General features: G+C 68.0%; 15 protein-coding genes and 1 tRNA gene. 7 read left to right on the top strand and 9 right to left on the bottom strand.

What is annotated here, in order from left to right; all coding sequences use genetic code 11:
* The first annotated feature begins 81 nt into the window (after positions 1-81).
* Positions 82-158, top strand: a tRNA-Pro gene (locus E1295_RS21225).
* Positions 159-240: 82 nt separating this feature from the next.
* Positions 241-876 carry a replication initiator gene (locus E1295_RS52210; RefSeq protein WP_132632073.1) on the top strand — a complete coding sequence of 212 codons (636 nt, stop codon included), beginning with the start codon at positions 241-243 and terminating at the stop codon, positions 874-876.
* 62 nt (positions 877-938) lie between these two features.
* Here E1295_RS52210 and E1295_RS21215 read toward each other — a convergent pair whose 3' ends face one another.
* Positions 939-1,154, bottom strand: coding sequence for a hypothetical protein (locus E1295_RS21215; protein ID WP_132632072.1), 216 nt, complete (start codon positions 1,152-1,154; stop codon positions 939-941).
* Positions 1,155-1,266: 112 nt separating this feature from the next.
* Here E1295_RS21215 and E1295_RS21210 point away from each other — a divergent pair, with 112 nt between their 5' ends.
* The gene (locus E1295_RS21210) at positions 1,267-2,043 is read left to right on the top strand and encodes a hypothetical protein (protein WP_132632071.1); all 777 of its coding nucleotides are present in this window, start codon (positions 1,267-1,269) and stop codon (positions 2,041-2,043) included.
* A gap of 520 nt (positions 2,044-2,563) precedes the next feature.
* On the opposite strand, the gene E1295_RS21205 is transcribed toward E1295_RS21210, so the two are convergent.
* Complete coding sequence (locus tag E1295_RS21205) at positions 2,564-3,196, bottom strand: TetR/AcrR family transcriptional regulator (RefSeq protein WP_132632070.1); 633 nt, start codon at positions 3,194-3,196, stop codon at positions 2,564-2,566.
* 58 nt (positions 3,197-3,254) lie between these two features.
* Positions 3,255-3,914 (bottom strand): DUF998 domain-containing protein, encoded by a 660-nt coding sequence (locus E1295_RS21200; protein WP_246080183.1) that lies wholly within the window; start codon positions 3,912-3,914, stop codon positions 3,255-3,257.
* Positions 3,915-4,015: 101 nt separating this feature from the next.
* On the opposite strand from E1295_RS21200, the gene E1295_RS21195 reads away from it, so the two are divergent.
* Entirely contained in the window at positions 4,016-4,465 is a 450-nt protein-coding gene (locus tag E1295_RS21195; protein WP_132632069.1) for a YdeI/OmpD-associated family protein, read from the top strand.
* A gap of 182 nt (positions 4,466-4,647) precedes the next feature.
* Here E1295_RS21195 and E1295_RS21190 read toward each other — a convergent pair whose 3' ends face one another.
* The 4 genes from E1295_RS21190 to E1295_RS21175 form a co-directional block, all read right to left on the bottom strand.
* The gene (locus E1295_RS21190; protein ID WP_132632068.1) at positions 4,648-4,839 is read right to left on the bottom strand and encodes a hypothetical protein; all 192 of its coding nucleotides are present in this window, start codon (positions 4,837-4,839) and stop codon (positions 4,648-4,650) included.
* Positions 4,840-4,888: 49 nt separating this feature from the next.
* Entirely contained in the window at positions 4,889-5,347 is a 459-nt protein-coding gene (locus tag E1295_RS21185; RefSeq protein WP_132632067.1) for a GNAT family N-acetyltransferase, read from the bottom strand.
* A gap of 233 nt (positions 5,348-5,580) precedes the next feature.
* Positions 5,581-6,975 carry a cytochrome b gene (locus tag E1295_RS21180; RefSeq protein WP_132632066.1) on the bottom strand — a complete coding sequence of 465 codons (1,395 nt, stop codon included), beginning with the start codon at positions 6,973-6,975 and terminating at the stop codon, positions 5,581-5,583.
* A gap of 209 nt (positions 6,976-7,184) precedes the next feature.
* Positions 7,185-8,342 (bottom strand): acyltransferase family protein, encoded by a 1,158-nt coding sequence (locus E1295_RS21175; RefSeq protein ID WP_132632065.1) that lies wholly within the window; start codon positions 8,340-8,342, stop codon positions 7,185-7,187.
* A gap of 187 nt (positions 8,343-8,529) precedes the next feature.
* Between E1295_RS21175 and E1295_RS21170 the strand changes: the two genes are divergently transcribed.
* Positions 8,530-8,919 carry a GntR family transcriptional regulator gene (locus E1295_RS21170; protein ID WP_132632064.1) on the top strand — a complete coding sequence of 130 codons (390 nt, stop codon included), beginning with the start codon at positions 8,530-8,532 and terminating at the stop codon, positions 8,917-8,919.
* The gene (locus E1295_RS21165; RefSeq protein ID WP_132632063.1) at positions 8,916-10,034 is read left to right on the top strand and encodes a DUF1648 domain-containing protein; all 1,119 of its coding nucleotides are present in this window, start codon (positions 8,916-8,918) and stop codon (positions 10,032-10,034) included. Before E1295_RS21170 ends, E1295_RS21165 begins: the two co-directional genes overlap by 4 nt.
* Before the next feature lie 9 nt (positions 10,035-10,043).
* Here the strand turns inward: E1295_RS21165 and E1295_RS21160 are convergent, their stop codons facing one another.
* Positions 10,044-10,949 (bottom strand): AraC family transcriptional regulator, encoded by a 906-nt coding sequence (locus tag E1295_RS21160; protein ID WP_132632062.1) that lies wholly within the window; start codon positions 10,947-10,949, stop codon positions 10,044-10,046.
* A gap of 226 nt (positions 10,950-11,175) precedes the next feature.
* Between E1295_RS21160 and E1295_RS21155 the strand changes: the two genes are divergently transcribed.
* A complete protein-coding gene (locus E1295_RS21155; protein WP_132632061.1) occupies positions 11,176-11,934 on the top strand; it encodes an SDR family NAD(P)-dependent oxidoreductase in 759 nt (252 codons plus the stop codon).
* A gap of 127 nt (positions 11,935-12,061) precedes the next feature.
* On the opposite strand, the gene E1295_RS21150 is transcribed toward E1295_RS21155, so the two are convergent.
* Positions 12,062-13,351 carry an erythromycin esterase family protein gene (locus tag E1295_RS21150; RefSeq protein WP_132632060.1) on the bottom strand — a complete coding sequence of 430 codons (1,290 nt, stop codon included), beginning with the start codon at positions 13,349-13,351 and terminating at the stop codon, positions 12,062-12,064.
* Positions 13,352-13,549 lie beyond the last annotated feature (198 nt).

Here is a 13,549-nt window from a genome sequence, read left to right as displayed (position 1 = left end):
TCCCGCTCTCCGTGTACGCGTGCACCTTCGATGTGCGCTAAGGTTATGACGTCCCGCCCCGCAGGGGGCGGCCGACACAACCGGGACGTAGCGCAGCTTGGTAGCGCACTTGACTGGGGGTCAAGGGGTCGCAGGTTCAAATCCTGTCGTCCCGACCAGATCGACGCTGGTCGAGCAGGGTGTCATCCACCAGGATGGCACCCTTTCGCATTGCGGATGTGCTTGCGGTAGACGACTTCGGTGACCGCCGTCCCGCTGTGGCCGAGCAGGCGGGCAGGACTGTCAGGAGGCAAAGGCGTCTCCGAGACCGTCAGCGCACACCCACGGGCATTCGTCACGCTGACCGCGCCCTCCTTCGACCCGTCCACTCGCACCGCAACGGCCACCGCTACGCGGTGCGTCGACGGCGTACGAGGTGGCAGGCAGGGGACAGACAGGACCGCAACGTGGTCACCGTGGCGGGAGAAGAGGCATGGCAGGCGGCATGCCTTCCTCTGCTCCAGGTTCGACCAGGCGGACGCAGGCTGGGCAGGCCCGCGCGGCAGTGGGCAGGAAAGGCAGGCACCACCCCAACGTCGGCAACGGGCGCACCGTCTCCCCGCACAGGCTTACCTTGTGCTTGGCCTGCACCGCATGCTGTACAACTGCTTCTTGCTGACCGGACAGGCCGAGGCGGTGGCCCTCAGATCGTGTGATGGGTCGTACCTCGTCATCGTGGATCAGCAGGTCATCCCAGTGGATTGGCCAGCGCTTCACCCCTCCGGGCATCTCGTGCGCATCTCCGTCCAGCGCGAGCAAGGCCAGAGTGCCGTTACGCAGCACCGCTTTCACGGTTCCGTGGCGTCTGAGGAGGATGGAAGCCCACGCTCGTGTTGATGCCGGGCTGTGGAGCATCCCCGTGATCTCGGCGCGACAGCCGACCCTGGTGGAGGGGCTGCTCACAGTGCCTGCTCTCCTGCTTCCTGCTCCTTCAGCTGCTCGGCGAGCTGGGCGATGTCGTCCGCGTCGATCGTCTGGGACAGGCCGTGATCCAGCTCGCGCTGAGATAGACGACGACCGTTCCGGGTGGCCCAGATGCGGCCGGCAGAACTACGCCAAATGCACCAACCGGGAAATGCCGCTTGGAGGTCTTCGAGAATTACGGGGGTTGACATGGGATCAGCCTGCTTACCTGCGCGTGACAATCCCACCGCGTTACCAAGACGTCCAGGACGTTATGGCGTTACGCTCCAGACGTCCCTGACGTCCTCCAGCGCGAGGTGTACCGTGGCCAACGTCCTCCTACGCAGAGCCATGCTGAACGCCCAGGTTACGAACCAGAACTTGGCCGACCGATGTGGTGTGGACGTCAAGACGGTGGAACGCTGGCTGCAAGACGAAACGCGCGTTCCGCACATGCGACACCAATGGGCCGCCGCAGAGGCACTAGGAGTTGAGATCGCAGTGCTATGGCCAGAAGCAATCCGCAATACGGTGAAAACCGGGCCAGACAAGGAAGTCTTGACCGTTTATCCCTATCGCTCTGCATGTCCGAAATCGATCTGGCGCAATCTCATCAATTCGGCGCGCAACGAAATCGTATTCGCCGGTTACACGAACTACTTCCTGTGGCTGGAACACCCCAACCTCGCGAAGGTGCTCAAACGGAAGGCCCAGCAGGGCTGCAAGATCCGATTCCTCGTCGGCGATCCGGAGAGCGAGGTCACCCGGCGACGTGAGGAGGTGGAGAACGTTCCGCTGACCGTCTCCACACGCATCCGTATCACGTTGTCGGAGGCTGAGCAGCTACGAGACGTTCCCGGAGTCGAAGCCCGGTTCGGTGACGAGCACATCGCCATGAGCGTGTTCCGGTTCGACTCGGAAATGCTCGTCACGCCCCACTTGGCCAAGCTGGTCGGGCACGACTCGCCTATGCTGCACTTGCGGCGGTATCAGGATGACGGCCTGTTCGACCGGTTCGCCTACCATGCCTCTGAGCTGTGGAGCAACGGCCGAGATGTGTGGCAGCAGGCCCAGTCCACGGGCCAGATTCTGGGTGACTGACTGAGCGACAACCGGCCCGGACGACCATGGATCTGAGGGGTTCGTACGGGACGGTCATACCAGCTGGGGGCGGGTATCGATCGTGATCCTTCCCCCATCTGTGATGTGCTTAAGGGTCAAGGAGTCGCAGGGGCAAATATTGCCGTCCCGCCGTCAGGGCAAAGCCCGTTATCTGCAGTCATCGGCGACATGCTCGCGGGTCCACAGATCACCGTTCGTCTGCTTCGACGCGCGCACGGCACGCTCGGCCGGGATTCGGATTCGGGGGCACCGGGGCTGAGCACCAGGGAGACCGAGATCGCGTGCCTGGTCGCGCAGGGTCGGACCAACGCCAACATCGCCACCAAGGTGAAGGTCCGCAATGGGGTGGCAATCACGGCCTGGGCCTGGGAGCACGGATCGCGCAGCCGTCGGGGTACAACTGAGCAGGCACCTATACCAGCAAGCGCTCACTCTGGATTTACGGACCTTTTCGCGGTTTCGGGGGCGCGGGACGGGTCTACTGTCCGTTGGTGCGAGACTACGACCTGCTGCGGGTCGCGGCGAGGAAGGCCTGCACTGCCGCGTCGGCGTGTGCTTCGAGCTCGGTTGTCGTGTAGGGCTGGTCCTCGCCCATGAACATGGCTTTGTTCAGGGGGATCCAGAGGAGCATGCCGACGAAGTGGTCGGCGGCGCGTTCTGGTTCCCGCGCATCCATCAGCCCGTGTTCCCCGAGTCGGGTGAAGCTGTCCGTGAGGCTCGCGAGCACGCGCTCGAAGCCTCGTTGGTACCAGGCGCGGCCCAGCTCGGGGAACTGACCGGCGCTGGCGATGATCAACCGGCGGAGTCGCAGGAGCTGAGGGTCCATGAGGGTGAGGAGAAGGCGGCGGGCCAGGGTCGTGAGGTCGCGCTCGACGTGGTCGGTACGGGACAGGGTCTCGGCGATCAGCTGCACCATGCCGTCGACCTGATCGGTGGTGCCGAGCACGATCTCGGTGAAGAGGGAACGCTTGTCGGCGAAGTGCTTGTATACCGTCTGCTTGCCGACAGCGGCGCGGGCAGCGACCTCGTCCATACTGGCCCCCGCGTATCCTCTGTCGAGGAATATCTCGGTTGCCGCCTGCAGGATCGCGCGGTGCTTGTCAGCAGATTGAGTGCCCTCGCGAAGGTCCACATCCTCCTCCGATCCCCCGTCTTCACTTCTGACTATGCCGGTCGAGCGGGCTCACCGCTTACCGGACGAGACGAGCTGCCGACACGCCGACCCACAGCCAGGCGATGATGACTCCGACGAACATGGCGAGTGGTCCGCCGACGACGCCGGAGTTCGCGGCGGCGAAGCCGATCGCGAGCAGCACTCCGCTCGTGCGCCCGGTGATGGCCCAGCCACGCCGGCTCATCCCGGAGAACCGGCTCGCCAGCACGAAGCACGCGGCGATGAGCGCGATGAACGCGATGCCGGCGCACGCGAGGTGAAGCATTCCCGTCACGCTGAACGCGGCCTCCGAGCCGGTGCCGGGAGGAAAACCGTTGCCGGGGTCAGCCGGCAGTAAGGCGGCGACCACGAAGCCCACCCCCATGACCGCGATGAGAACCGGCGCCCACCGTCCGCCGCGCCCCCCGCGCAGGACACGTCGCAGACCGATCGCACAAGCGAGCATCAGTAGCCCGGTGACGGCGAAGTTCGCGACCTGAACCCAGCCGCCTTCGCCGAGCGAGAGCTGGCTGACCGCGTGACGCAGCGGATTGAATCCCTCACGCAGCACCGCCTGGGCCAGTGCAACGATCGCGAAGAGGGGCCCCGCCACCGTTCCGGCGAGGAGGAACAGCCGGGTGGTGCCGCTCGGGGTCGTGGGCTGCACGGCACTCGCTTGAGCCACCGGTCGATTCATGGATCTTTCCTTTCGGTAAAACTAGACGGTACAGTATTGAGGCGAAATCATCCCGTCAAGCACGCTGCTGTTGTCAGCGAACCGATCGAGAAGAGATCACCATGCCGACGTTCCGTACCACTCTCTGGCCCGGCGGCGGTAACAACGTCGGCATCGTCGTGCCCGAAGAGGTCGTCCTCTCGTTTGAGCGAGGGAAGCGTGTGCCCGTGACCGTGACGATCGACGGCGGATACACCTACCGCAACACGATCACCTCCATGGGCGGCCAGTACCTGATCTCGTTCAACTCCGAGACCAGAGCGGCTACCGGGCGCGGTGCGGGCGACGAAGTCGAGGTGACCCTGGAACTCGACGACGCGCCGCGCACGGTCGAGGTTCCCGATGTGCTCGCGCACGTGTTCGCGACCGACACGGTAGCCGCCGAAGCGTGGAGGCGGCTTTCCTACAGCAAGCAGAAGGCGCACGCGCAGTCGATCAACGGTGCCAAGACCGAGGAGACCCGCGCCCGCCGACTCGGCAAAGTACTCGCCGAACTCCGCGGCACAAGCTGACCGACGTCAGCCCATGCACGCTGACCGAGACGGCACAAAGTGACACTCCCGGCCTGTACGCCCTGACCGCGAGGCTGCTGCCTCGTGGTGCTCTGGTGTGTCCAGTCGGTGGTGTATCTCGACCTTGTTCGATCAGCGGGTGGTCGGGGTCAGGCGGCCTTCGAAGGTGATGGCGAAGGCGTTCAGAGCGGCTTTCCAGCGGGTGACCCAGCGTTGGCGGCTAGCGAGGTGACCATGTCATCGACGCCGGACAGGCGGCGTTGCCGCTTTCCATGATCTTCGGTCTCCTTGGCCTTGGTCTCCTTGGGCTGCTTGCGCGCCACGCCGGCGTCCTTCAGGTCGATCTCCGTCGATGCCTGGATCACAGTACTCATCAGGTGCGTTCTCCTTGATCAGGAGTTACACCAGTGACCGTACAGACCCTCAGCGCGGGTGGTAGTCGAGCGTTCCGAAGGGCCATCGCGTGGACAGCCAGGTTGTCACGGCTTGGTACAACGGCACGTCCAGGTCGGCTCGGTCGGCCCGGACCCAGGAGGACACGTCGGCGTCGTGGTCCTCGCTGCGGGAGGGATAGATGTAGACGCATCCGATCACCTCGCCGCTGGCCGGATCCAGGACGGTGTAGGTGAATCCGCGGCGCTGGGCGAAGTCGTTCGCGTGGCGTTCGAGGTCGGCGAGGTTCGCCTCAAGAGTCATGCCGTCCACGGGAGGCCATTGCCTGTCCGGGAAGCCCGGGGTCGCGCGGATGTGGTCGATGCTGCTGGTCCAGGCGGCGTGGTCGGCGGCGTTGTGCCGGGGTCCCAGGGGTTCCAGGCGGAACTGCGGGGTGGCCAGGCGCAGGGGCACGACGAAGTCGTCGGGGACGAAGGCATGGTCGCTCATATGGCCGAGGCTATGAGGCAGCGCTCGCCGGTCGTATCAGGAATATCCGGTACTCCGCCTCTGACGGGCCACGAGGCGGTGATGCCGTTGCGCGGCCTGGCCCGTCCTCGGCTCTCCGGGCGCCGGCGTCACGGGTCTCGGGTCACAGGTGCCGCTACAACCAGTCCCAGGTCACGTCAGCGCCCGGCCCGCCGGAGGACCCTGGTGAGGCGGCCGGCTGCGCAGGGGAATCCCTATGCTGACCGGCTCAACTCCCGGTGACGATCGCGCTCCTCCCGCACCGGCGCCATCCGCTCGTGGAACCCGCCCTCCGCGGATCGGACGATGATGCCCGTCTCCACGCCGTGCTCGGCCACGTCCCGCTCCGACTGCTGGAGCGCGAGACAGATCCACCGGGTGACGGTGAAGGCGACGACGGGCCCGATGACCACGGCGTAGCGGAAGAAGATCGTCACGGCGTCGAGAGTGAGCTGGAACTGGTGGGCGAGCTGATCGTTGGCCGCGGCCGCCCACAGCAGGCCGTAGAACGTGATCCCGGCGGCGGCGATGGCCGTCTTCACGGGCGTGTCGCGCGACCGGTCGAGCAGGTTCCGCGCGGGTGTCTCACGGGCTGTGCGGCGCGCGCTCGCGGGCCGGCCCAGCGCGTCGCGGCGGCCGCGTCGCGCCAGGAGCAAGCGCTCTGCCAGCGGGTACGTGGCCAGCGCGGTGAAGAAGACCCCGGGCACCACCACCGTGGGGACGAGCACCGCGAGGCTGAGCGTGTACGCCCCGAGATTGAGCTCCCACGCGGGCATGATCCGGAGGGCGCCGTCAAGGAACCCCATGTACCAGTCGGGCACCGAGCCCGCCGAGATCTGCGTCGGCTTGGCCGGACCGTACAGCCAGATCGGGGCGATCTGGAACCCGAACCCGAGGATGATCAGCATGCCGAACGTCGCGGCCGCCATCAGCGGGCGAGCGCTTCGCCGCGCGGGCAGCGAGGCGACGAACCGCGAGTGGCCGTGCCGCCGCACCAGCAGTTCACGGGCGATCAGCAGTACGGCCATGACGGCCGCGAGCAGCAGGTGCCCGACGTACATGACCGGGATGACCGTGTCGCCGGGAAAGCTCGAGCCGAACAGCAGCGACATCACCCAGGTGCCCACTACCGGGATGGACTGCACGACCGACATGACCAGCCACATGCTTCCACTGGACAGCATGTCGTCGGGCAGGATGTTGCCGCTCTCGCCTGCGAACATGCCCAGCGCCAGCAGCGCCACCCAGATCAGCCACTGCTGGGTACGCGGGCGGCGGAACGCGCCGGTGAGGAACATGCGCAGCAACTGCAACACGACGGCCGCCACGAACACGAGTGCCGCCCAGTGGTGCATCTGGCGGATGAGCAGCCCGCCGCGCACCTCCAGGCTCAGGTGCATGGTCGAGTCGAACGCCTCGCTGACGAGGAGCCCGCGCAGCGGGCCGTAGGAACCGTCATAGGGCACCTGGGACATGCCGGGGTCGTAGAACAGCATGAGCACCGCCCCGGTCACCAGCAGAACGACGAACGACCAGACGGCGATCTCCGCGAACATGAACGACCAGTGGGAGAACTGGAACGAGCGGCGTACGGTCTGCAACGAACGCATCTTGGGCCCCCTGACCTTGTCTACACACAAGACGTGGCCGGGCCGGCAGGTGTGACGTCGGCGAGGGCCCGTGTGACCGTGAGTTCCGTCACTGCGGAGGGCCCGTACAGGGGACGTCCCCGGTCCATCGGGTTCCGCGCCGTTGCGGGCGGGTGACGTCGCGGGGTGGGGCGACGGCCTGTCTCCGGCCGTCGCCCCACCTTACGGATCTACAGCACCTTCTTGGCGCCCGGCAGGGCGCGCACCACGTACGCGGTCGCCCAGCACAGCGGCAGCCCGATGGCGGTGAGCAGTGCGGCTTTCGCGATCGCGGGCGCCTCCACGCCGCTCAGGGCGTAGCCCAGGGCGACCAGGACGGGCGGGTGGATGACGTAGACGGTGAAGGCGTGCGCCGACAGGAACCGGCGCAGGCGTCCCTGGCGGCCGAAACGTTGCCGGAACAGCACCAGCAGACCGAGGATGATGCCGACGGCGAGCGCGGACTCCGAGGCGGCCATCAGCAGGGACGACAGGCTTCCGTGGCCGAGGCTCGTCTCTCCGAAGACGCCCACGACGAAGACGACCGCGAGCGTGGCGACGGCCGCGGTGGCGAAGCCGGCCCGGCCGGCCGCTCTGGGCAGGTTCTGCAGCCAGCCGCGCCGGGCCGCGACCAGCCCGACGACGAACAGCGCCGCGTACTGCGGCAGGTAACCGGCCGACGGCAGTCCCAGCACCGTGACGCCCATCGGCACGACCATGCGCCACACGTACGTCACCAGGGCCAGCCCGACGACGAACCCGGCGATCGCGGCGACGCCGGGCGCCCGGCCGGCGGCCGTGGCGTTTTCAGGCGTGCGCCCGCGCCGGCCGGTCCAGAGCCGCCAGAGGACGTAGAGCGCGCTGAACACGAGCAGCACCTCGACGAACCACAGCGGGCCCGGTGTGTACGCCGACACGTAGTACTTCCAGTAGGGCAGGTCGTCTCCCTGCCGGGCGGCTTCCTCGACGGCGGTGGTGTACCTGCCGGTGGTCACCAGGGGACGGATCAGCAGCAGCCACAGCAGCAGCGGCACTCCCAGGCGCACCAGCCGCTCCCGCAGGAACGGCCCGGCCCCCTTGCGGTCGTAGGAGCGTGGCACGAAAAGGCCTGAGATGAGGAAGAAGGCCCCCATGAAGAACGTCTGGTTGAACAGGAGCAGCAGGTCCACCAGCGTTCCTGAGGAGTCCGGCCTCGGTTCGATGTAGTACCACGCCGGGATGTTGCTGTACGCGATCACGGAATGGTGGACCACCACGAGCGCCATCAGGGCGGTGCGCAGGTTGTCGACATGGAACAGCCGCGGGGCGGTGGCGGGCGGCGCGGCCTGCTGGTCGACGGGCTGGGTCATCGGTTCGCCGTCCCCCCGGATTGCACGGTCCGAGCGGTGTGCTCGAGCGGACCGGCTTCCTTCGTGGATAATCCGATCCACGAAGTGAAGAGGAACGTCGGTGCCAACTGGTAGATCCCTAAGTGCTGCATGAGGTGTCCCCCCGAGCGATGTGTGTTACTTGTTGTATAGCAGATAGAGTTACGACGTGCAGCTGACCCTTGACCTTGACAGCGAGGTCCCGATCTACCAGCAGATCCGGGACCGGATCGTGGAGGGGATCGCCAGAGGGCAGGCGTGCGAGGGTGATCCGCTGCCTTCCACGCGGCAGCTGGCCGCCGATTTCGGTATCAACTTCCACACCGTGAACAAGGCCTACGACCTGCTGCGACAGCAGGGCGTCATCCGTATCAACCGCAAGAGCGGCGCGGTCGTACGGCGTGACACCACCACCGGGCCGCCCGAGGCGGGCTTCGTCGACGACTGGGAGGAACGCGTGCGTGTGCTGCTGGCGGAGGCCACCGTCCAGGGCATGGACCGGCAGGAGGTGCTGCGCCGGTGTGAGGCACTACTGACGACGTTCGGGGAGAGCACGTGATCGTGACCCTCGGCACCGGCCTGATCGCCGTCGTGCTGACCACGGGCCTGGTGCTGCTCCTTCCCGCGATGGGCAGGCCCACCCTGCCGTTCGGGGTGCGCGTGAGCGTCGAGCGGGTGGACGATCCGGCTGTCATCGCCGCGCGTCGCTCGTTCGCACGCCTGACCGTTGCGGCGGGCGCGCTCGTCGCGGTGGTCACGATCGCGCTGCTGCTGCTCACTCGGTCCGGCGCCACGATCGGCGTCACCACGTCGGTGCTGGCGGTCCTCGACGTGCTGCTGTTCCACCGCGCCCATCGCATGATCCGCACCGCCAAGCTCACCGGAGGATGGGCCGCCGAGCGACGTCAGGGCGTCGCCGTGGACACCACCTTCCGTACCGACCCGGTCCGGGTGCCGTGGCCGTGGGCCCTTCCCGCCCTGGCCGTCGTCCTGCTCACCGCGGGCGTCGGCTGGGCGCGTTACGGCACGCTGCCGGCCACGCTGCCGCCGCTGTTGGGATACACCGCCGAACCCGCGCGGCGTGAGCCCACGACCGTGCTGAGCGCGTTCCAGCCGGTGATCTTCCAGCTCGCCGTCATCCTGATCGCCGTCGCCCTGGTCCTGGTCGTGCTGCGTGCCCGCCCCGAGCTGGACGCCGCCAGGCCGAGGGGATCGGCCCGCCGCTACCGCGTCTACCTGCGCGGCACGGCGGTGATGGCGCTGCTGACCGCGGCCTGCCTCACCCTGAGCCTGCTGCTGGCGGCCCTGCGCCTGTGGGAGATCGTCACCCCTTCGACCCTCTGGCAGGTCGTCGTCTATGCCCCGCTCGGCCTGCCGGTGGTCGGCTGGCTGATGTGGGAGGTCAAGGTGGGCCAGGCCGGGCACCGGCTGCCCGCTCTGCCGGGAGAGGAGCAGGAGGACTCCGGGCTCGGGCAGCGCGACGACGATCAGCACTGGCACCTGGCCGGCTCGATCTACGTCAACCGCCGCGACCCCGCCCTGCTCGTGCACGACCGTCTCCTGTCCTGGTCATGGACCCTCAATTTCGGCCACCCGGTCGCGTGGATCCTGCTCGGAGCCCTCGCCGTCGGCCTGATCGTGTTGGCGGGGCTGCTGCTGGCGGGTGTCGTGTGATCTGCCCGGTCAGGGGAGGACACCCGCTGGGGTACGCGCGGCGTGATGCAGGCGGGCGGCGTCCTGGCTGGGGGGCATGCCGAACTGGCGGCGGTATTCCCGGCTGAACTGTGACGGGTTGTCATAGCCGACCCGGCGGCAGACGCCCGTGACGTCGTTCGGGTGGACGGCGAGCAGCAGCCGGGCCTCCTGCAGCCGGATCTGCTTCTGGAACTGGATGGGGCTCATCGCGGTCACCGCGTGGAAGTTGCGGTAGAAGGCCGAGACGCTCATGCCGGACAGCCTCGCCACGTCCTCGACCCGGAAGCGTTGCGCGTAGTGCTCGCGGATCCAGCGCACGGCACGGGAGATGTGGCTGAGACCGCTGTCGGCGAGGCCGAGCTGGCGGACCGTCGCACCCTGCTCGCCGGTGATCACGCGCCACAGGATCTCGCGCTTGATCAGCGGGGCCAGCACGGCCCGGTCGCGAGGCTCGTCGAGCAGGCGCAGCAGCCGGACCACCGCGTCGAGCAACTCGGCCGGAGTGTCGCTGACGGCGATCCCCGGCGACGCGCCGCCACCGGTGGGGGGAAGGTCGCCAGGCCCGGCCGCCAGCAGCAACTCGGCGACGGCGGACGGTTCCAGGGTGAGCCCGAAGCCCAGCGCCGGCTGCTCGGGGTTCGCCTGAAGGAACTGGCCGGTGATCGGCAGGTCGACCGACGCGACCAGGTACTGTCCGGCGCCGTACTCGAAGATCCGGTCGCCCAGCGCGAGGCGCTTGGCGCCCTGGGCGATGACCGCCAGCACCGTGCCGGACATCGAGAGCGCCGGCGGGTCAGAACGGTCGATCTGCGAGACGAGGACACCGTCGATGGCGGTGGTCCAGTCGGGCCGGGCATGCCGGGCCAGCTGATCGCGGAGTTCTTCGAGCCGCATGTGGCCATTGCAACACGACTCCGGGGCATGGTTCCCGTACGCGAGAGGATCATGCAAGTACGGGCGAGGATCGTTCTAACGTTCCCGCAGGTCAAACCGGTTGACTGGAATCACCTCATTCCACCACCGCCACGGCCCGGGCACCGATCGGCTCGCCCGAGACCCCGCCCCCGCCGCAGGGCGCGGCGGTGTTCAGGCACGGACACGTACGCAGGAGGACCACACCATGAAGGTCGCCGTCATCACGGGCGCCAGCTCCGGCATCGGACAGAGCACCGCCATCGAGATCGCCAAGCGCGGAACCGGGGTCATCCTGACCTACGGCACCAACGCGCGAGCAGGGCTGGATACGGCCGCCGCCATCGAGAAGGAGGGCGGCAGGGCCGTCGCGCTGCCGCTGGACCTCGGCGATGTCGGCACCTTCGCGGCTTTCCGTGACACGGTGGCCGGCGTGCTGCGCGACACCTGGCAGCGTGACACCTTCGACCACCTGGTGAACAACGCCGGTCACGCCGAAATGTCGTTGATCGAGGACACGACCGAGGAGACGTTCGACAGGCTCATGCGGGTCCTGCTCAAGGGGCCGTACTTCCTCACGCAGCGACTGCTGCCCCTGATGGCGGACGGCGGGGCCATCGTCAACACGAGCAGCAGCTCGTCGGGTACGGCGGGCTTGGAGCCCGGCTACTCGGCCTACGCGTCGATGAAGGGCGGGCTTGACGTGCTGACCCGGTACATGGCCAAGGAGTTCGCCACGAGAGGCATCCGCGTCAACGCCGTCTCGCCCGGTCCGACCCGCACCCGGCTCGGCGGCGACGCCTTCACCCGGTTCCCCGAGGTCGTCTCGGCCCTCGCCGCGAAAACCGCGTTCGGCCGGGCCGGCGAACCCGACGACATCGGCGCGATGATCGCCACACTGGTCTCCGACGAGAGCCGCTGGGTCACCGCCCAGAACATCCAGATCTCGGGCGGCTTCAACCTCTAGACGCCTCGGGCCGAGCGGTCCCTCGACCGCGCCTGGATCCACCGCGGCAGGGACCCGAGGCGCTGGGACGTCGCGGCGTGCGGGACCGGGCTGCGGTCCCGCACGCCGCGTTCGTCTCATGCGGGATCTAGGACGTGAAGGTGGTGGTGGGGTCGGTGGTCGCGGTGGGGGTGCACAGGACCGCGTCGAACGTCTGGGCGACGGGCGTGTCCATGGTGGCGCTCTGCGACCGGATGCTGTCCAGGGCCCTCACCTCCGGGTCGGGGGAGCGCAGATCGGTCAGGGTGACGCCGGCGGCGAGTCCGGCGTCCACCAGGGCCCTCTCCAAGCTCCCCGGAGGCGGGGCGTCGAGGCGGACGGGTTCGATGGTGAATCCGACCGGGGAGTCCTCGGCGGGCCAGACCATGTCGGGCACCTCGCCGGCGGTGTGGGTCAGGCCCACGGCGCGGTAGTGCCGGCCGAGGCCGCGGGCGAGGTGGTGCCCCATCGGCAGGGCGGTGGGGTAGCCGTCATAGGTGACCAGGGTCTTCTGGATGTGGTTGTTGTGCGCGACCACGATGACGCGGTCGTCGGGGCCGAGGCGTTCGAGGTGCCACGTCACGCACAAGGCCATGTAGTGGTCGCGGATCGAGGTGTCGTCGGGCAGGCCCGACCCGGAGAGCAGGGTGTTCATGGCCCGCAGCATGTAGTCGGTGTGGCAGGCCGCTTCCAGGTGGCGTCGTGCGACGTCGTAGTCGTGTTGGTCGCTGCGGGCCACGTAAAGCGGTTCGAGCGCGCGCATCCGCAACGACAGCCGGGCCAGTCCGGCCGTCAGGGACTCCTGGTCGGCCGGGTCGAGGCTCGCCCACCGCGGGGCCGACGCGGCGGCCGAAGCGCCGGTGATCGCGCCGGCCGTACGCAGGAGACCGGCCACCATGTCGGTGATCCCCTCGTCGACCATCCGCAGGTAGCCGGCGACCGGGTCGAGATCGGGCAGCAGGGTCAGGCTGTTGGGCAGGTCGATCCCGACGATCTGGACGGGATGGGACCTGTCGCGGTTGTAGCGGCGCAGCCGGCGCAGCAGTTCCCCGAACAGGTTGACGGTGTGCCGGCCGGCCACCTGCGACAGGTCGTCCTCGTCTCCTTCGCCGGCGAGCCAGGGATTGACGGCCGCGGCGTCACCGGAGCCCATCTCGAGCGCCACGACGGTGAATCCGCAGTGTTCCAGCAGGTAGCGGAGCAGCCGCGCGCGGGCGAGCGTGAACTCGTGTACGAAGTGCGCGCCCTCGCCGATGGCCACGACCCGGGCGTCTTCCACGATGGCGCGCAGCGGGTGGAGATCGTCCAGGAGCGGCTCGTCGGGGTCGACCGTGTTCAGCACGGTGATGTGCCCGGCCAAGGGATGGGCCGAGTGCCCTGAAGAGGTGGGGAACGTCATGGTGATGGTGCTCGTTTCTCTGTCGAGTGATGGTTGACCTCGGTCAAGAGCGCGCGACAGATCGCCGGAACGCCGCCTCAGCCGGCGTGCGTCCGGTCACCGCCGGAGCAGCGCAGGCTCCAGTGCTGCCGCCGCTTGCGGATGCGGTCAGAGAAACAAGCTGCCAGTGGGCATGCCGTGACCCTATCAAGGTGGCCA

The organism is Nonomuraea mesophila (assembly GCF_004352805.1).
Classification (GTDB): domain Bacteria; phylum Actinomycetota; class Actinomycetes; order Streptosporangiales; family Streptosporangiaceae; genus Nonomuraea; species Nonomuraea longispora.
Note: the sequence above shows the minus strand (reverse complement) of the source record. Positions and strands in the feature narration are given on the sequence as shown.